Consider the following 18,436-nt stretch of genomic DNA (forward strand, 5'->3'; position numbering starts at 1 on the left):
AGGCACCGAACCCCCTGTCGGGAGACCGGACCCAGGGCTCGCAACAGTACTCCATTCGGGCCACGTGCGTGGATTGGCACGCCGCCCAACTTCTGGCAAGAGGGGGCACTTGGCCGTCCCTGTCGCGATTTCCGCGATCTTGGACGTGGCGTACTTCACGCAATCACCAGAAACGGAACTAATGGTTTCGTCCGCACGTCCCTTTCTCGTGCAGTTGATCGGTCCCGTAGGGGAAAGGCAGGCAAGGTCAGAGGATGCGTGAAAAGTCCGATGGCGCCGGTGAGGCGGACGTGCGTACGGAGGGGGAGGCCAGGAGGATCGAGCTGAGCGTGGCCCAGGTCGCGGGCAGCGCGCTGGCCGCGGTGGTGGCCGCCAAGCTCGCCTCTTCGTTCGGCGTCTACGGCACGATCCTCGGCGCCGGTGTGATCAGTGTGGTCGCCACCTGCGGGGGCTCGGTCCTCCAGCACTTCTTCAAGCGCACCGGGGATCAGCTCCGGGTGAAGCGCACGGCCGCCGTCGCGCCGGGGACGGGGTACGGAGCAACACCGGCTCCGGGCGAGTTCTCCAAGGGCACCGTCTACCGCGCGCGGACCACGGGCTGGAAGCGCCCGGTGCTCGCGGCCGCCCTCGTCTTCGGGGTCGCCATGGCCGGGATCACCACCTACGAGGTCGCCTCCGGCGAGAGCCTGAGCGGCGGCCACCGCACCACGGTCGGCAACGCCCTCGCCGGCCACAGCAAGTCCGCACCGGATGCGGGGAACCCGGACGACTCCGGCGGTTCCGGGAACTCCGAGAACTCCGAGAACGGCAAGGGCGACCCGGGCGGTTCCGGGACCTCCGGCGACGACGGTTCCGGGAGCGACACCCCGGTCGCGACCCCTTCCGGCACCCCGAGCGGAACCGGCGACGGCACGTCCTCGGGCGGCGACGCCGGGCAGGATGGCGGTACGGCGGCCAGTCCGACGCCGACCCCGGACGCCACCGGGGACGAGGGCTCCGGCGACTCCGGGAGCCCGGCCCCCGACGACTCGGCTACGACCCCAGAACCCGGCGCAAGTAGTCGTTCAGGAACAGACGGTCAGGGTCAAGGCGGTCCCGCAGCGCCGTGAACTCGCCGAAGCGCGGGTAGACCCGGGAGAAGTACTCGGCGTCCCGGGTGTGCACCTTGCCCCAGTGCGGCCGCCCCTCGTGCGCCGTGAAGATGCGCTCGGCGGCGGTGAAGTACGCCTGGTAGGGCGTGCCCCGGAACATGTGCACGGCGATGTACGCGCTGTCGCGGCCCGAGGCGGTGGACAGCGTGATGTCGTCGGCCGGGGCCGTGCGCACCTCGACCGGGAAGCTGATCCTGAGCCGTGACCGGTCGACCATCGCCTTGAGTTCACGCAGCGTCTCGACGACCGCCTCGCGCGGCACGGCGTACTCCATCTCCACGAACCGCACCCGGCGCGGCGATGTGAAGACCTTGTGGGGGGCGTCCGTGTACGTCCGCGCGGAGAGCGCCTTGCTGGAGAACCGGGCGATCGCCGGGATGCTGGCGGGGGCGGCGCGGCCGAGCCAGTTGGCGGCGTGGAAGGCGCCGTTGGACAGGAACTCGTCCTCGAACCAGCCCTGGAGCCGGCCCACCGGCTGCTCCGGGCCGGCGCTGCGGTTGTTGCGCTTGGTGTTGGTGTTGCCGGTGTGCGGGAACCAGTAGAACTCGAAGTGCTCGTTCTCGGTCCACAGTTCGTCGAAGTCGGCGAGGACCCGCTCGAACGGCATCGGTTCCTCACGCGCGGTGAGCAGGAAGAGCGGCTCCACGGCGAAGGTGAGGGCGGTGACGACGCCCAGCGCGCCCAGGCCGATCCGGGCGGCGGCGAACACGTCGGGATTCTCCCGCTCGGAACAGGTCAGCACCGAGCCGTCCGCGGTGACCATTTCCAGACCCCGGATCTGGGCGGCGATCGAGGCCGACTCGCGGCCCGTGCCGTGGGTGCCGGTACTGGTGGCCCCGGAGACGGTCTGCTCCGTGATGTCGCCCATGTTGGTCAGCGACAGCCCCTCACGCGCGAGGGCCAGGTTGAGCCGCTTGAGCGGGGTGCCCGCCTCGACCGTGACCGTCATGGCGGCACGGTCGATGTCGCGGATGCCCGTCAACAGTTGAGGGCGGATCAACAGGCCGTCCGTCGCCGCTATGGAGGTGAAGGAGTGCCCGGTGCCGACCGCCTTGACCCGCAGCCCCTCCCCGGCCGCCGCGCGAACCGCGTCGGCCAGCTCCTCGACGGAGGCGGGAGTGACCTCCCGCGCGGGGCGCGCGGAGACGTTGCCGCCCCAGTTACGCCATGTGCCGTTCCGGCCGTTCGTCCTGCCGCTCGCCGTGCGTGTGCTGCTCAACGGTGCCTCCCCGACGCGGATCCGGCCGCTTGAGCCGGCGGTACCCGAGGAAACCGACCGCGACCGCGACGGCCCCGGCCACCGCAGGAACCCAGTACCCCGCACGCGCCCCGGAGGCGTCGATCACCCAGCCGCCCCCGGAGGAGCCGAGCGCGACCCCGACCGCGAGTCCGGTGCTCACCCAGGTCATGCCCTCGGTGAGCTGCGCGCGTGGTACGTGCTCTTCGATGAGGGACATCGTCGTGATCATCGTCGGAGCGATGGACAGACCCGCAACGAACAGCGCCGCGGCCAGAAACAGCAGGTTTCCGACCAGTAGCAGGGGGATCATACTCACGGCCATCGCGCACACGCCCAGCAGCCAGCGGCGCTCGGGCGGACCGGCGAAGCGCAGCAGGCCGAAGATCATGGCCGCCGTGCACGATCCCGCCGCGTACAGGGCGAGGACGAGGCTGGCGGCGGCCTTGTGCCCCTCCTCCTCGGCGAACGCCACGGTGACGACGTCGATGGCCCCGAAGATCGTCCCCGTGGCCGCGAACGTGCCGACCAGGACCTGGAGCCCGCGCGAGCGCAGTGCGGTGCCGCCGCCCTTGGGCTCGCGCGGGTGCGGTGCCGGCTCGGTGGCGCGCTGCGCGGTCAGCCAGAAGACGCCCGTCGCCAGGAAGCAGGCGGCGAGCAGCGGCCCGGCCTCCGGGAACCACGCCGTGGACAGGCCGATGGAGATGATCGGCCCGAAGATGAAGCAGATCTCGTCCACCACGGACTCGAAGGAGTACGCGGTGTGCAGCTGCGGGGTGCCCCGGTACAGGGCCGCCCAGCGGGCCCGGACCATCGCGCCGAGGCTCGGCACGCAGCCGATGCCGACGCAGGCCACGAACAGCACCCAGTCCGGCCACCCGTAGTGCGCGGCCGGCAGCAGCACCGCCGCCGCGGTCAGCGACACCAGGGTCGCCGGGCGCAGCACCCGCCGCTGTCCGTACCGGTCCACCAGACGGGAGACCTGCGGTCCGGCCACGGCGGCGGCGAGCGCGATGGTGGCCGACAGCGCCCCGGCCAGTCCGTACCGCCCGGTGAGCTGCGAGATCATCGTCACCACGCCGATGCCCATCATCGACAGCGGCATCCGGCCGAGGAGGCCCGCGGCGGAGAAGCCCTTGGAGCCGGGGGCGGCGAACAGGGCGCGGTAGGGGCTGGCCAACGAGGTCTCCGGAAACGGCTCAGTAAGACGGCTCAGTAACACGGTCAGTAACACGGTCAGTAAGGTGCGAACACAGTCGATACAGATTACTCGCCCAAACGCCCGGAAACACCCCCGCGGACCTGGTGAAACGCACGGCCGGTACCCCACCGTTTCCTCGCTGTCAGTGCCGGGTGGCAGGATCGAGACATGCCAGACGTGCTCGATGACAGTCCGTACGACGCCCTGCTCCTGCTCTCGTTCGGCGGCCCGGAGGGCCCGGACGAGGTGGTCCCCTTTCTGGAGAACGTGACGCGCGGGCGGGGCATCCCGAAGGAACGCCTCCAGGAGGTCGGGCAGCACTACTTCCTCTTCGGTGGCGTCAGCCCGATCAACGACCAGAACCGCGCCCTGCTGGACGCCCTCCGCAAGGACTTCGCCGAGCACGGCCTGGACCTGCCGGTCTACTGGGGCAACCGCAACTGGGCGCCGTACCTGACGGACACCCTGCGCGAGATGGTCCGCGACGGCCGCCGCCGGGTCCTGGTCCTCGCGACCAGCGCCTACGCCTCGTACTCGGGCTGCCGCCAGTACCGCGAGAACCTCGCGGACGCGCTGGCCGCCCTGGAGTCCGAGGGGCTGCAGCCGCCCCGGGTCGACAAGCTCCGGCACTACTTCAACCACCCGGGGTTCGTGGAGCCCATGGCCGACGGAGTGGTCCGGTCCCTCGCCGAGCTGCCCGAGGAGGTCCGCGACGGCGCGCACATCGCGTTCTCGACCCACTCGATCCCCACCTCGGCCGCGGACACCTCCGGTCCCGTCGAGGCACACGGCGACGGCGGGGCCTACGTCCGCCAGCATCTCGACGTCGCGCAGGTGATCGCCGAGGCCGTCCGCGAGCGCACCGGCGTCGACCACCCCTGGCAGCTCGTCTACCAGTCGCGCTCCGGCGCCCCGCACATCCCGTGGCTGGAGCCCGACATCTGCGACCACCTGGAGGAGCGCCGCGCGGCCGGTGCCCCCGCGGTGGTGATGGCCCCCATCGGGTTCGTCTCCGACCACATGGAGGTCCTGTACGACCTCGACACCGAGGCCACCGCCAAGGCCGCGGAGCTGGGGCTGCCGGTGCGCCGCTCGGCGACCGTCGGTGCCGACCCGCGGTTCGCCGCGGCGGTCCGCGACCTCGTTCTGGAACGTGCGGCCGACGAGCGCGGCCAGGACGTCGCGCCGTGCGCCCTCGGCGCGCTCGGCGCGAGCCACAACCTGTGCCCGGTCGGCTGCTGCCCCGCCCGTGCCCCCCGGCCCGCCGCCGCGGGCGCCGACAGCCCCTACGCGTGAGGAAGCCCGTGACCGACCTGACGACCGACCCGCGCCACGCCGAGCTGCTGAAGATCGCCCGGGAGGCCGCCCACCGCGCGGGCGTGCTGCTGCGGGACGGCCGTCCGGCCGACCTCGCGGTCGCCGCCACCAAGTCCAGCCCGATCGACGTGGTCACCGAGATGGACATTGCCGCGGAGAAGCTGATCACCGGCCTGATCGCGGACCGCCGTCCGGACGACGGCTTCCTCGGTGAGGAGGGCTCCGCCACCGAGGGCACGAGCGGCGTCCGCTGGGTCATCGACCCGCTCGACGGCACGGTCAACTACCTGTACGGGCTGCCCACCTGGGCGGTCTCCATCGCCGCCGAGCAGGACGGCGAGCGGGTGGCGGCGGCGGTCGTGGCCCCGATGCGGGGCGAGGCCTACCACGCGGTGCTGGGCGGCGGAGCCTGGGCGACCGGAGCCTGGGAGGGCGAACGCGCGCTCGCCTGCCGGGCCGCGGCTCCGCTGGACCGGGCGCTGGTCTCCACCGGCTTCAACTACGTCGCCGACGTCCGCGCGGAGCAGGCCGAGATCGCGCGGCGGCTCATCCCGCTGGTGCGCGACATCCGGCGCGGTGGCTCGGCCGCGATCGACCTGTGCGACGTGGCCGCGGGACGCCTCGACGGCTACTACGAACGCGGGCTGCACCCCTGGGACCTCGCGGCGGGCGACCTGATCGCCCGTGAGGCGGGCGCGGTGACCGGCGGACGCCCGGGTGAGCGCCCGTCCGGCGACCTGACCATCGCGGCCACCCCAGCCGTCTTCGAACCCCTCCAGCGCCTGCTGACGGACTTCGGAGCGTAGGCCTCCGGCGGTGGATCAGGGGGTTGGCGGTCGGTCCCCCGGGCCCATCGGCGCGGCCGGGCGAGACCCCGGTGGGACGAGCGAAGATGCCCGGGACGGCGGCCCCCGCCAAGCGCTCCACCACCCGGCACCGGGGCCGGGGGAGCGGTGGCCTCGCCGCTCCCCGCCGAGCGGGGGCCGTGGCGGGTCGTGGCGAGGCAGGCCCCGATCGTGCGGGCCTCGGCCGGGCCCATGGCTCGTGCGCGGCCCGCCGGCCCAGCCGCCTCTCTGTGCGGCAGCGCACCCGCGCGGGACGAAACCCCCGCCGCTTCCCCGGGCGGCAGCGCACCCGGACACGGCGAAACCCCCCACCGCCTCGCCGGGCGGCAGCGCACCCGCGCACGACGACCCCCACCGCCTCGAAGAACCTCGCCTTCAGCACCTCAAAATCCACGATCCCCGCAACTCCCTGAACTCCAGGGTGTTGCGGGGATCAGTAGAACCGGCCTGGATCGCCGGGGCTTCGTTCTTCGTGGGCCGGTCAGGCGTGGGTCGCCCCTACCTCCACGCCGTGCTCGGCGGCGAGGCGGCGCAGGTCATCGAGCTCTCCCAGTTCCACGTCGACAAGGAACTCGTCGCCCTCGTCTCGGGCCCGGGACAGGTCGGACTCGGTCGTCTGTATGCGCTGCAGAAGTCCTGCGGTGAAAGCGTCCATGCTGCGCCCCCTCGTCCTGGGTCGTGGGTCGTTGGCACGGGGGTGTGCCGTTCGGAAGGGGCGATCACGTCTCCGGTGGAGTGCCCAGCGCTGCCCTGCTGGGCGGCGACGGTGCCGGACACCCACGCCCGCTCTGCGGAAGCGGACCGCGGCGTACCGCGCGGTAACGCGGTACAGGCAGAGCGTGATCGCGGGGTGTAAAGCCGTCCTCCCCCCGCTCCCCTTCGCGGAAACCTCAACCGTGCGAGAAAATCCCGCATTCCCGCTCACGCGACTCTCTTCGGTGCCCTGTCCCTCACCCGCACTTCACTCGCCCCTCCCCGCCTTACAGCCGACTTATGGCCGAAAAGGGCAGGATGGAGGCAACACACCCACCAGGCCCCTGCCCTCGTGCGCCGACCAGCGCTACGCGGGTGGACACAGGAAGGACAAGCGACGTGCGCGTACTCGTCGTCGAGGACGAGCAACTGCTCGCCGATGCGGTGGCCACCGGACTGCGCCGGGAGGCCATGGCCGTCGACGTCGTGTACGACGGTGCGGCCGCCCTGGAGCGCATCGGCGTCAACGACTACGACGTGGTCGTCCTCGACCGCGACCTCCCCCTCGTGCACGGCGACGACGTGTGCCGCAAGATCGTCGAGCTCGGCATGCCCACGCGCGTGCTGATGCTCACGGCCTCCGGCGACGTCAGCGACCGCGTCGAGGGCCTGGAGATCGGCGCCGACGACTACCTGCCCAAGCCCTTCGCCTTCAGCGAGCTGATCGCCCGGGTGCGCGCCCTGGGCCGCCGTACCAGCGTGCCCCTGCCGCCCGTCCTGGAGCGCGCCGGGATCAAGCTCGACCCGAACCGCCGCGAGGTCTTCCGCGACGGCAAGGAGGTGCAGCTCGCCCCCAAGGAGTTCGCCGTCCTTGAGGTCCTCATGCGCAGCGAGGGCGCCGTGGTCTCCGCGGAGCAGCTCCTGGAGAAGGCCTGGGACGAGAACACCGACCCGTTCACCAATGTCGTGCGCGTGACCGTCATGACCCTGCGCCGCAAGCTGGGCGAGCCGCCCGTCATCGTCACCGTCCCCGGCTCCGGCTACCGGATCTGAGCGGCCGTGGCGACGACACCCGCGCCCCCCGGGGCGCCCCCGAAGCCCACCTGGGACCCCCGGTCGGCCACCCCGCTGCCGTGGCTGCGTCCCACCATCCGGATAAGGCTCACGCTGCTGTACGGCGGCATGTTCCTGATCGCCGGCATCCTGCTGCTGTCGATCATCTACCTGCTCGCCGCCCAGGCGGTGCGCACCGGCAACGAACCGCTGTACAAGATCGTCGACTTCGCCGACCTCAAGGTCTCCAGCAGCGACTGTCCCGTCGTCGACAACGGCAACCTGTCGCTGTCCGCGTTCAACGCCGCGATCAGCGACTGCATAGACCACCAGCGCAAGGTCGCCCTGGACAACCTGCTCAGCCGATCGCTGCTGGCGCTCCTCGGCCTCGCCGTGATCGCCTTCGCCTTCGGCTACGCCATGGCCGGCCGCGTCCTGTCGCCGCTGGGCCGGATCACCCGTACCGCACGCGCGGTGGCGGGCTCCGACCTCTCCCGCCGGATCGAGCTGGACGGACCGGACGACGAGCTGAAGGAGCTGGCCGACACCTTCGACGACATGCTGGAGCGGCTGCAGCGGGCGTTCACCGCCCAGCAGCGCTTCGTCGGCAACGCCTCCCACGAGCTGCGCACGCCCCTGGCGATCAACCGCACCCTCCTGGAGGTGCACCTGTCCGATCCGAACGCCCCGGTGGAGCTCCAGCAGCTCGGCAAGACGCTGCTGGCCACCAACGAACGCAGCGAGCAACTCGTCGAGGGACTGCTGCTGCTCGCCCGCAGCGACAACCAGATCGTCGAACGCAAGCCGGTGGACCTCGCCGAGGTGGCCGGCCAGGCCATCGACCAGGTGCACGCCGAGGCGGAGAGCAAGGGCGTCGAGGTCCGCGGCGCCCGCGAGGCCGCGGTGGTCCAGGGCAACGGCGTCCTGCTGGAGCGGATCGCCCTGAACCTCGTCCAGAACGCCGTGCGCTACAACGTGCCCGAAGAGGGCTGGGTGGAGGTCACCACCGCCGTAGAGAACGGCCAGGCGGTCCTGGTGGTCACCAACACGGGCCCGGTGGTACCGGCGTACGAGGTCGACAACCTCTTCGAGCCGTTCCGGCGGCTGCGCACCGAGCGCACGGGCAGCGACAAGGGCGTGGGGCTCGGTCTGTCCATCGCGCGGTCCGTGGCCCGGGCGCACGGCGGACACATCTACGCACAGCCGCGCGAGGGCGGGGGACTCGTCATGCGCGTCACCCTGCCCGTCTGAGATCATGACCCCGACATCTCACCGAGACCCGAGGATGTTCGCTTTGAGCGGAATTTCCAGGCCAAAGGCCTTGGAGTCGCGTGTGTGATCGATCACAGCAGCGGCTTTCGCGCCATCTACTCTCCGTGATCATGCACCCTGTCGGAAAGCCGGGAAAATCCCGGTTTTCAGGGGCCCTGATCACGGGAAGTACACGGTGAGACGCCTTTGAAGTGCGGTATTAGGACCGTGTACGGTCCCCATCGCCATCCAAGCCGATCACTCATGAGGGGTCCGGTTGGGTGTCGATTGAGTAACAGACCTTGATGTGAGGCAAAATCTCCGCCTCAGGTCGGGCACAAGTCCGGCCTCTCACGCGTTACGTGCGCTGGAGACACCGCAGACACCCAGAGGGGGAGAGCGACCATGGCAACCGATTACGACACTCCACGCAAGACCGACGACGACGTCGACTCGGACAGTCTCGAAGAGTTGAAGGCGAGGCGGAACGACAAGTCCGCCTCGGCCGTCGACGTCGACGAGTTCGAGGCCGCGGAAGGCCTCGAACTTCCCGGCGCCGACCTCTCGAACGAGGAACTGGCGGTCCGTGTACTGCCGAAGCAACAGGACGAGTTCACCTGCATGAGCTGCTTCCTGGTGCACCACCGCAGCCAGCTGGCCCGGGAGAAGAACGGCCAGCCCATCTGCCGCGACTGCGACTGAGGCGGGGTCGGCCGTGACCGGCTCGACCCCTCCCTGGAAGCGCCGCTTCTCCAAGCGGGGAGCGGACCAAGGACCGTCCGACGGTCCGCACAGCGCGCGTGACGACGAGCGAGGCACGACCGACACCGGTACGGCCTCGCTCGAAGCAGTGGACGACCGGAGTGACCTCCCGGCGACCACGAACACCCCGGCGCCCGCTGCCCGGCGCAGGGCAGCGGCGTTCCGGGAAAAGGCCGGACAGCGCGTCCGCAACGGAGGCACCCGCGCCAGGGCCGCCCTGGGGCACCTCGCCGACCGGATCATCGACCTGGCCCCGCGCGTGCCCGTACGGGACCTGGCGACGCTGCGCAGACAGTTCCCCGGCCTCGGCCCGGAAGAGCTGGCCGACCGCCTAGTGGCCGGCGCCGCCAAGGGCACCGCGACCGTGGGAGCGGGGATCGGCGCGGCGGCGATGATGCCCGTACCGCCCGCGATGCCCACCGAACTGGCCGCCGAGGTCACCGGCGTGGCGGCGATCGAGCTCAAGATGATCGCCGAACTCCACGAGGTCTACGGCGTACGTCCGCCCGGTGGACTCGGGCAGCGCAGCACCGCGTACCTGAACTCCTGGTCGGACGAGCGTGGCGTCGACGTGTCCAAACCGTCAACCCTCGGCACGGCGATGAACAGCCACATGAAGCGCCAGCTGCGCCAGCAGATCATGAAGCGCATGGTGCGCAACCTGCCGAACCTGATGCCCTTCATGGTGGGAGCGGCCGTAGGGGCCGTCATGAACCGCCGTGACACCAGGAAGCTCGCCGACAGGATCCGGGACGACCTGCGCAGACGCCAGGTCCCCTGGAGCGCCCTCGGCGACCTCCCGGCCCTGGAACGGCCCGAGGACGCCCTGGACATGAGCCACCTCGCCAGAGGCATCGAACCCGGCGACCGGCCGGACCACTGACCGCGTGACCGCGCGCGCCCCCGCGCGCGTGCGTTGCGGCTGCGGCTACGCGGCCGCCTTCGCTGCCGTGAGGGCCTCGATCAGCCGCTCCGGCTCGCGCGTCGACAGGTACAGGTACGGAGTCGGGTCCTGCGGGTCCGTGACCATCACGCGCACGGCCCGCGGGATGTAGGCGCGCAGCAGCAGGAACGCACGGGTGTCGGCCTTGTACGTGCGCCAGGCGCGGGCCTCCTCCGGATCGAGGACCTCCGCCTCGCCCAGCGCCGAGACCGGCACCCGCGCCTCGCCCGCGATCAACGAGTCGCCCACGACACGGATGCGGACCGCGCCGTACGAACTGGCCGCCACCGCCGCCACCGCGGTGCCGCCCACGAGGCCGCCCAGCATCGGCAGCGTGCCGAAGGGCAGCACGATCAGCGCGAACGCGAGCCCCACCAGGAAGGAGACCAGCCACCAGGATCGGGGCGCGGTGAGGCGTTCTTCGTACGGGGCGGGGGAGGGCTGCATGGGCCAAGCTTGGCACGGTATCGGTGTTCGGCCGACGCGCGGGTAAGGTCTGCGCCTGTGAGTGGTACTTCCCCAGGTCTTCAGCCTCCCGCCGACGCCGTGAAGCCCGTACGGCATCCCGACGCGCCCGCCCTCGGCGAGCTGCTCGGCGCCCACTACGGCCAGTGCTTCGGCTGCGGCGGCGACCAGCCCCACGGACTGCACCTCCAGGCGCGGGCCGGCGAGGGCGTGTCGATCACCGCCGAGTTCCTGGTCCGGCCCGCCCACCAGGGCGCCCCCGGGCTGGCGCACGGCGGCGTGCTGGCCACCGCCCTGGACGAGACCCTGGGCTCGCTGAACTGGCTGCTGCGGACGATCGCGGTGACCGGACGGCTGGAGACCGACTTCCGGCGGCCGGTGCCCGTGGACACCACGCTGTACCTGGAGGCCGAGGTGACCGCGGTGGCCGGCCGGAAGATCTACTCCACCGCCACCGGCCGGATCGGCGGGCCGGACGGGCCGGTGGCCGTCCGCGCCGACGCCCTGTTCATCGAGGTCAAGATCGACCACTTCGTAAACCACGGCCGCGAGGAGGAGATCCGCGCGGCCATGGACGACCCCGACCAGATCCGCCGCACCCGTGCCTTCGAGGTGAACCCGTGACCCGCGCCGAGCTCGAGGTGCTGATCCGCCGCATCGACCCCGACGTACCGCTTCCGACGTACGCGCAGCCCGGCGACGCGGGGGCCGACCTGCGCACCACCGTCGACTGCGCGCTGGCCCCCGGTGAGCGTGCCGTGCTGCCCACCGGCGTGTCTGTGTCGCTCCCAGAGGGGTACGCGGGGTTCGTGCACCCACGTTCCGGACTGGCCGCGCGCTGCGGTGTCGCCCTCGTGAATGCCCCGGGGACGATTGATGCCGGGTACCGTGGGGAGATCAAGGTGATCGTGGTGAATCTCGACCAGCGCGAGACGGTGCGGTTCGAGCGCTTCGACCGGATTGCCCAACTGGTCGTCCAGCAGGTCGAGAAGGTCCGCTTCCGGCAGGTCGCGGAGCTTCCCGGCTCGGCGCGGGCCGAGGGGGGCTTCGGGTCCACCGGCGGCCACGCCGGGACGGACCGTGCAAGCGGCACAAGCGGTCAGGTCGCCGAGGGCGGCCCGACGGGTGGGAATCGATACGCTTCGGTCGTATCCGACCGGGAAGGACAGTGACGTGTTCGGACGTCGCAAGAAGAGGGATGCCGCCGAGGACGCGGCCGGCGAGACCGAGCAGGTCGTCGACAGCGTCGACACCGAGGCGGACGAAGAGCGCGAGCGGGTGCGGCTCGACCCCGAACCACGGCCCGACGGACCCTGGGACAGCACCGAGGTCCGCGACCCCGCCGAGGGGCGCGTGGACCTGGGCGGCATGTTCATCCCCGGGGTCGAGGGCATGGAACTGCGGGTGGAGGTCGCCGGAGACGCCATCGTCGCCGCGACCGTCGTACTGCGCGACAGCGCCATCCAGCTCCAGGGATTCGCCGCGCCCAAGCGCGAGGGCATCTGGGGCGAGGTGCGCGAGGAGATCGGCTCCGGCATCACCCAGCAGGGCGGCATCATCGACGAGGTCGAGGGTCCGCTGGGCTGGGAGCTGCGGGCCCAGGTCCCGGTGCAGCTGCCGGACGGCACGGGCGGCTTCCAGGTCGTGCGGTTCGTCGGCGTGGACGGGCCCCGCTGGTTCCTGCGGGGCGTGATCTCGGGTCAGGGCGCGGTGCAGCCGCAGGCCGCGGGTCTGCTGGAGCAGATCTTCCGGGACACGGTCGTGGTCCGCGGTGACGGACCGATGGCCCCCCGTGACCCGATCGTCCTCAAGCTGCCGGACGACGCGCAGATGGTCCCCGAGGGTGTCCAGCAGGAAGAGGGCTCCCGCTTCTCCGGAGGCATGGGCCAGCTCCAGCGCGGACCGGAGATCACCGAGGTCCGCTAGGGCACCGGTGTTCGCCGGGAGCCCAGGAGGTTCGCCGGGTAAAAACTTCGTGCGGTTTTTCCGTACGCGCGCCATGAGGGCCGCGTCCCCAGGGGGACGTGGCCCTTCGCGCTGCCGGCCCGGCGTGACGGGGGTGCCGGCCCCGTTGAATCCGGCGGCCTCCGCTGGCGATACTGGCGCCCGGTCGTCCGGCGGGGGAGGGGCTCATGAGCCAGGTGGTGGTCACCGAGACCATGGTGCGGGTCGAGGACGTGCGCAAGTCGTACGAACAGGGGACCGCCGTCGTGCACGCCCTGCGCGGCGTCTCCTTCGAGGTGCCGCGGGGCGAACTGGTCGCCCTCAAGGGACGGTCGGGGTCGGGGAAGACCACCCTGCTCAACATCGTCGGCGGACTCGACGTACCGGACGCCGGACGGGTCGAGGTCGACGGCCGTGACCTGGCGGACCTGGACGAGGACGGACTGCTCGCCCTGCGCCGGGACCGCGTCGGCTTCGTCTTCCAGTCCTTCGGGCTCATCCCGATCCTCACCGCCGCCGAGAACGTGGGCGTGCCGATGCGGCTGCGCCGGGCCGCGCCCCGCGAGCGCGAGGAGCGCGTCGCGCTGCTGCTCTCCCTGGTGGGCCTCGCCGAGCACGCCGCCCAGCGGCCCGGCGAGCTGTCCGGCGGGCAGCAGCAGCGGGTCGCCATCGCCCGCGCCCTCGCCAACAACCCCGCCCTGCTGATCGCCGACGAGCCCACCGGCCAGCTGGACGCCGAGACCGGTCACGCCGTGATGGAGCTGCTGCGGGCCGTCGTACGCAGCGAAAGGGTCACCGCCCTGGTCGCCACCCACGACGCCACCCTCCTCGACCTCGCCGACCGGGTGCTCGAACTGCGGGACGGGGAGATCGTCGGGCAGTGACGCCCGGCGTCAGGGTTCCGTCAAAGACGGCCCGCATCCGCACCCCGCCCCGTTATGTCGCGATTGTGGGCCGTAAGGTCGACGCTGCGCAGTCAGCGGTGACCGGAAGACAATGAGGCCATGGGACGCGGCAAGCTTCGGATCTACCTCGGCGCGGCTCCGGGCGTCGGGAAGACGTACGCGATGCTGGCCGAGGCCCACCGGCGCGTCGAGCGCGGTACGGACTGCGTGGTCGCCTTCGTCGAGCACCACGGCAGGGCCCGCACCGAGGTGATGCTGCGCGGCCTGGAGCAGGTGCCGCGCCGGGAGCTGGAGTATCGCGGCGGGGCCTTCACGGAGCTGGACCTGGACGCCGTACTGACCCGGAAGCCGCAGGTCGCCCTGGTGGACGAACTGGCGCACACCAATGTCCCCGGCGTGCGCAACGCCAAGCGCTGGCAGGACGTCGAGGAACTGCTGGCCGCCGGGATCGACGTGGTCTCGACCGTCAACATCCAGCACCTGGAGTCACTCGGCGACGTCGTGGAGTCGATCACCGGCGTACGGCAGCGGGAGACCGTGCCGGACGAGGTGGTGCGGCGCGCGGACCAGACAGAGCTGGTCGACATGTCGCCCCAGGCGCTGCGCAGGCGCATGGCGCACGGCAACATCTACCAGCCCGACAAGGTCGACGCGGCCCTGTCCAACTACTTCCGCCCCGGCAATCTCACCGCCCTGCGGGAGCTGGCCCTGCTCTGGGTGGCGGACCGGGCCGACGAGTACCTGCAGCAGTACCGCAGCGAGCACCGCGTCTCGAAGATCTGGGGCTCGCGCGAGCGCATCGTGGTCGGCCTGACCGGCGGTCCCGAGGGCCGCACGCTGATACGGCGGGCCGCGCGCCTCGCGGAGAAGGGCGCCGGCGGCGAGGTGCTGGCCGTGTACATAGCCCGCAGCGACGGGCTGACCTCGGCCTCCCCGAAGGAACTGGCACTCCAGCGCACCCTCGTCGAGGACCTCGGCGGCACCTTCCACCACGTCCTGGGCGACGACATACCGGCCGCCCTGCTCGACTTCGCGCGCGGCGTCAACGCCACCCAGATCGTCCTCGGCTCCTCACGCCGCAAGACGTGGCAGTACGTCTTCGGCCCCGGCGTCGGCGCCACGGTCGCCCGCGAGTCCGGCCCCGACCTGGACGTCCACATCGTGACCCACGAGGAGGTCGCCAAGGGCCGCGGACTGCCGGTGGCCAGGGGCGCGCGCCTGGGCCGCTCCCGGATCGTCTGGGGCTGGTTCACCGGCCTGGGCGGACCGGTGCTGCTGACCCTCCTGCTCAGCGCCGTGCCCCTCGGGCTCGCCAACGACGTCCTGCTCTACCTCGCGCTGACGGTGGCCGCCGCGCTGCTCGGCGGGCTGTACCCGGCGCTCGCCTCGGCCGCGGTCGGCTCGATACTGCTGAACTGGTTCTTCACACCCCCGGTCAACCGGATCACGATCGCCGACCCCAGGAACATCCTTGCGCTCGCCATATTCGTCGGCGTCGCGCTCTCCGTGGCCTCGGTCGTCGACCTCGCGGCCCGCCGCACCCACCAGGCCGCCCGGCTGCGTGCCGAGTCAGAGATCCTCTCCTTCCTGGCCGGCGACGTCCTGCGCGGCGAGACCAGCCTGGAGACGCTCCTGGAACGGGTCCGCGAGACCTTCGGCATGGAGTCGGCCGCGCTGCTGGAGCGGGAGGGCGACGTGGCGCCCTGGACCTGCGCCGGCCGTGCCGGGTCGGGGCCCCCGGTGGAGCGCCCGGAGGACGCGGACGTGGACATGCCGGTCGGGGACCACATGGCCCTCGCGCTGACCGGCCGGGTGCTGCCCGCCGAGGACCGCCGGGTGCTGGCCGCCTTCGCCGCCCAGGCCGCCGTCGTCCTTGACCGGCGCCGGCTGCGCGAGGAGGCCGACCGGTCCAGGGCGCTGGCCGAGGGCAACCGCATCCGCACCGCGCTGCTCGCCGCCGTCAGCCACGACCTGCGCACCCCGCTGGCCGGGATCAAGGCCGCGGTCACCAGCCTCAGGTCCGACGACGTCGCCTGGTCCGAGGAGGACCAGGCGGAGCTCCTTGAGGGCATCGAGGCCGGCGCCGACCGCCTCGACCACCTCGTCGGCAACCTGCTCGACATGTCCCGCCTCCAGACCGGCACGGTCACACCGCTGATCCGCGAGATCGACGTGGACGAGGTCGCGCCGATGGCGCTCGGCGGGGTGCCCGACGGGAGCGCGGAGCTGGACATCCCGGAGACGCTGCCCATGGTCGCCGTGGACGCCGGGCTCCTGGAGCGGGCGCTGGCCAACCTCGTGGAGAACGCCGTCAAGTACAGCCCGGACGACCGGAGCGTCCTGGTCACCGCCAGCGCCCTCGCGGACCGCGTCGAGGTAAGGATCGTCGACCGGGGACCCGGGGTGCCGGACGAGGCGAAGGACCGCATCTTCGAGCCCTTCCAACGCTACGGCGACGCCCCGCGCGGAGCGGGTGTCGGGCTCGGGCTGGCCGTGGCCAGGGGCTTCGCCGAGGCGATGGGCGGCACCCTGAACGCGGAGGACACCCCCGGCGGCGGCCTCACCATGGTTCTCACCCTCCGCGCGGCGGGATCACCCGCGGCGACCCCGCACCCCGCGACAGCAGAAAGTCAGGCCGCCCGATGCTGAACCCGACTGGGGGAAACCCCCAGACCCCCACGAGGGTGCTCGTGATCGACGACGAACCGCAGATAGTGCGGGCCCTCGTCATCAACCTCAAGGCGCGCCACTACGAGGTCGACGCCGCCCACGACGGGGCGAGCGCCCTCCAGCTGGCCGCCGCCCGCCACCCCGACGTGGTCGTCCTCGACCTGGGCCTGCCCGACATGGACGGCGTCGAGGTGATCAAGGGCCTGCGCGGCTGGACCCGGGTGCCGATCCTGGTGCTGTCCGCCCGGCACTCCTCCGACGAGAAGGTCGAGGCGCTGGACGCCGGCGCCGACGACTACGTCACCAAGCCCTTCGGCATGGACGAGCTGCTGGCCCGGCTGCGGGCAGCCGTACGCCGCGCGGAACCGGTCCCCGGCGACGGGGACGACGTGATCGTGGAGACCGAACGGTTCAGCGTCGACCTGGCCGCCAAGAAGGTCCACCGGGACGGGAAGGACGTACGCCTGACGCCCACCGAGTGGCACCTGCTGGAGGTACTGGTGCGCAACACGGGGCGCCTGGTCAGCCAGAAACAGCTGCTCCAGGAGGTGTGGGGCCCGTCGTACGGGACGGAGACCAACTACCTGCGGGTCTACATGGCCCAGCTGCGCCGCAAACTGGAGGCGGACCCCGCGCACCCGCGGCACTTCATCACCGAGCCCGGCATGGGATACCGCTTCGAAAAGTGAGCCTCGCCATCCCTTCCCCGGAGCGTGCGTGCCTGTCGACGGCCCCGGTACGCTTCACATATGAGTGCTGCTCCGCGTTCCGACAAGCCGGTGGGCCGGTTCCGGCGCATGTTCGACCGGCTCTCCTCGTCGCAGGAGGACCTGGAGTCGGAGGAACTGCGCGAGGACGCCGACACCGCCGGCTGCACCCGCATCTGCGACTGCCAGGACCGGCAGGTCGTGTCGGTTACTGGTACCTTGCGCACGGTCACCCTGCGACCGCGCGCGGGCGTTCCGGCCCTGGAGGCCGAGCTGTTCGACGGTTCCGCGGCCCTGGACGTGGTGTGGCTGGGCAGACGCTCCATCGTGGGCATAGAGCCGGGGCGCAAGCTCATCGCATCGGGCCGGATCTCGATGAGCCGGGGCCGCCGGGTGCTCTTCAACCCGAAATACGAACTGAGACCCCTCGGACGGGAGTAGCCGGTGACGTCGCTCGACAAGCCGACCGAAGAGAAAGAGGCGGACGACTCCCGGGCGGTGACCGAGGCCGCGCTGTTCGAGGCGTTCGGCGGCGTGCGGGGCATGGTCGAGACGGTCCTGCCGGGCCTGCTCTTCGTCACCATCTTCACGCTCAACAACGACCTGCACATGTCCGCGATCGCGGCGCTCGCCGTGTCGCTGATCCTGGTCGTGGTGCGGCTGGTGATGAAGGACACCGTGAAGCACGCCTTCAGCGGCGTCTTCGGCGTCGCCTTCGGTGTGGTCTTCGCGATGATGACCGACAACGCCAAGAACTTCTATCTGCCGGGCATGCTCTACACCCTCGGCCTGGCCACGGCGTACATCGTCACCTCGCTGGCCGGAGTGCCGCTGATCGGCCTGATCCTCGGCCCGGTCTTCAAGGAGAACCTCTCCTGGCGCACCCGCAACCCGGGCCGCAAGAAGGCGTACACCAAAGCCAGCTACGCCTGGGGCCTGATCCTGCTCGGCAAGAGCGCGATTCTCTTCCCGCTGTACTGGTGGGCGGACACCGAGCAGCTCGGCTGGGTCCTGGTCACCCTGAAGATCCCGCCCTTCCTGCTCGCCGTCTGGCTGACCTGGGTCTTCCTGGCCAAGGCGCCGGCCCCGATCGACGTCTTCGCGGAGATGGAGGCGGCCGAGGAGGCGGAGAAGGCCGAGAAGGAGCGGGCGGAGCGCGAGAAGGCCGCCGTGTGGCAGCCGGCGGACGGCGAGAGCGACGCCGCCGACACGCACGGCGGCAGACACCGCAAGAGCTGACGGTCCAGCCCCGTCCACGGGAGGCGGGCGACGCGGCGGTACGACGGTGGGGG

General features: G+C 71.5%; 19 protein-coding genes. 15 read left to right on the forward strand and 4 right to left on the reverse strand.

Annotated elements, in window-relative coordinates; all coding sequences use genetic code 11:
• Window positions 1–254: 254 nt before the first annotated feature.
• Window positions 255–1,109: a hypothetical protein gene (locus tag ACFWR9_RS22120; protein ID WP_383844874.1), complete on the forward strand. Its 855-nt coding sequence runs from the start codon at window positions 255–257 to the stop codon at window positions 1,107–1,109.
• On the opposite strand, the gene ACFWR9_RS22125 is transcribed toward ACFWR9_RS22120, so the two are convergent.
• Window positions 1,033–2,370, reverse strand: coding sequence for a D-arabinono-1,4-lactone oxidase (locus tag ACFWR9_RS22125; protein WP_383844875.1), 1,338 nt, complete (start codon window positions 2,368–2,370; stop codon window positions 1,033–1,035). The two genes, ACFWR9_RS22120 and ACFWR9_RS22125, sit on opposite strands and share 77 nt — an antisense overlap.
• Entirely contained in the window at window positions 2,312–3,568 is a 1,257-nt protein-coding gene (locus tag ACFWR9_RS22130; RefSeq protein ID WP_383844877.1) for an MFS transporter, read from the reverse strand. The genes ACFWR9_RS22125 and ACFWR9_RS22130 overlap by 59 nt, the downstream gene beginning before the upstream one ends.
• Window positions 3,569–3,757: 189 nt before the next feature.
• Here ACFWR9_RS22130 and ACFWR9_RS22135 point away from each other — a divergent pair, with 189 nt between their 5' ends.
• Complete coding sequence (locus ACFWR9_RS22135; RefSeq protein WP_383844879.1) at window positions 3,758–4,885, forward strand: ferrochelatase; 1,128 nt, start codon at window positions 3,758–3,760, stop codon at window positions 4,883–4,885.
• Window positions 4,886–4,893: 8 nt separating this feature from the next.
• A complete protein-coding gene (locus ACFWR9_RS22140) occupies window positions 4,894–5,712 on the forward strand; it encodes an inositol monophosphatase family protein (RefSeq protein ID WP_383844881.1) in 819 nt (272 codons plus the stop codon).
• Window positions 5,713–6,232: 520 nt separating this feature from the next.
• Here the strand turns inward: ACFWR9_RS22140 and ACFWR9_RS22145 are convergent.
• Window positions 6,233–6,406 (reverse strand): hypothetical protein, encoded by a 174-nt coding sequence (locus ACFWR9_RS22145; protein ID WP_383844883.1) that lies wholly within the window; start codon window positions 6,404–6,406, stop codon window positions 6,233–6,235.
• 437 nt (window positions 6,407–6,843) lie between these two features.
• On the opposite strand from ACFWR9_RS22145, the gene ACFWR9_RS22150 reads away from it, so the two are divergent.
• The 4 genes from ACFWR9_RS22150 to ACFWR9_RS22165 all read left to right on the forward strand — a co-directional run bounded on the left by ACFWR9_RS22150 (window position 6,844) and on the right by ACFWR9_RS22165 (window position 10,393).
• A complete protein-coding gene (locus ACFWR9_RS22150; RefSeq protein ID WP_003993508.1) occupies window positions 6,844–7,497 on the forward strand; it encodes a response regulator transcription factor in 654 nt (217 codons plus the stop codon).
• Window positions 7,498–7,503: 6 nt separating this feature from the next.
• Window positions 7,504–8,748 (forward strand): sensor histidine kinase, encoded by a 1,245-nt coding sequence (locus ACFWR9_RS22155; protein ID WP_383844885.1) that lies wholly within the window; start codon window positions 7,504–7,506, stop codon window positions 8,746–8,748.
• Between the two features lie 405 nt (window positions 8,749–9,153).
• The gene (locus ACFWR9_RS22160) at window positions 9,154–9,450 is read left to right on the forward strand and encodes a DUF4193 domain-containing protein (protein WP_003993510.1); all 297 of its coding nucleotides are present in this window, start codon (window positions 9,154–9,156) and stop codon (window positions 9,448–9,450) included.
• 13 nt (window positions 9,451–9,463) lie between these two features.
• Entirely contained in the window at window positions 9,464–10,393 is a 930-nt protein-coding gene (locus ACFWR9_RS22165; RefSeq protein ID WP_383844887.1) for a hypothetical protein, read from the forward strand.
• A gap of 45 nt (window positions 10,394–10,438) precedes the next feature.
• Here the strand turns inward: ACFWR9_RS22165 and ACFWR9_RS22170 are convergent, their stop codons facing one another.
• Window positions 10,439–10,900, reverse strand: coding sequence for a DUF3093 domain-containing protein (locus tag ACFWR9_RS22170; protein ID WP_383844889.1), 462 nt, complete (start codon window positions 10,898–10,900; stop codon window positions 10,439–10,441).
• A 57-nt stretch (window positions 10,901–10,957) separates the two neighbouring features.
• Between ACFWR9_RS22170 and ACFWR9_RS22175 the strand changes: the two genes are divergently transcribed.
• From ACFWR9_RS22175 to ACFWR9_RS22210, 8 genes are all read left to right on the forward strand, one after another.
• The gene (locus ACFWR9_RS22175; protein WP_383844890.1) at window positions 10,958–11,542 is read left to right on the forward strand and encodes a PaaI family thioesterase; all 585 of its coding nucleotides are present in this window, start codon (window positions 10,958–10,960) and stop codon (window positions 11,540–11,542) included.
• Entirely contained in the window at window positions 11,539–12,090 is a 552-nt protein-coding gene (gene dut, locus ACFWR9_RS22180) for a dUTP diphosphatase (protein ID WP_383844892.1), read from the forward strand. Before ACFWR9_RS22175 ends, dut begins: the two co-directional genes overlap by 4 nt.
• 1 nt (window position 12,091) lies before the next feature.
• Window positions 12,092–12,844: a DUF3710 domain-containing protein gene (locus ACFWR9_RS22185; RefSeq protein ID WP_234958510.1), complete on the forward strand. Its 753-nt coding sequence runs from the start codon at window positions 12,092–12,094 to the stop codon at window positions 12,842–12,844.
• A 206-nt stretch (window positions 12,845–13,050) separates the two neighbouring features.
• Window positions 13,051–13,746, forward strand: a complete 696-nt coding sequence (locus ACFWR9_RS22190) for an ABC transporter ATP-binding protein (RefSeq protein WP_383844894.1) — start codon at window positions 13,051–13,053, stop codon at window positions 13,744–13,746.
• 120 nt (window positions 13,747–13,866) lie between these two features.
• Window positions 13,867–16,416, forward strand: a complete 2,550-nt coding sequence (locus ACFWR9_RS22195) for an ATP-binding protein (protein ID WP_383844896.1) — start codon at window positions 13,867–13,869, stop codon at window positions 16,414–16,416.
• Window positions 16,410–17,126: a response regulator gene (locus ACFWR9_RS22200; protein ID WP_383844898.1), complete on the forward strand. Its 717-nt coding sequence runs from the start codon at window positions 16,410–16,412 to the stop codon at window positions 17,124–17,126. Before ACFWR9_RS22195 ends, ACFWR9_RS22200 begins: the two co-directional genes overlap by 7 nt.
• A gap of 60 nt (window positions 17,127–17,186) precedes the next feature.
• A complete protein-coding gene (locus ACFWR9_RS22205; protein WP_376363427.1) occupies window positions 17,187–17,585 on the forward strand; it encodes an OB-fold nucleic acid binding domain-containing protein in 399 nt (132 codons plus the stop codon).
• A gap of 3 nt (window positions 17,586–17,588) precedes the next feature.
• On the forward strand, window positions 17,589–18,383 hold the full coding sequence (locus ACFWR9_RS22210; RefSeq protein ID WP_383844900.1) for a DUF3159 domain-containing protein: 795 nt from the start codon (window positions 17,589–17,591) through the stop codon (window positions 18,381–18,383).
• Window positions 18,384–18,436: the final 53 nt, after the last annotated feature.

This window comes from Streptomyces sp. NPDC058534 (assembly GCF_042717365.1).
Lineage (GTDB): Bacteria > Actinomycetota > Actinomycetes > Streptomycetales > Streptomycetaceae > Streptomyces.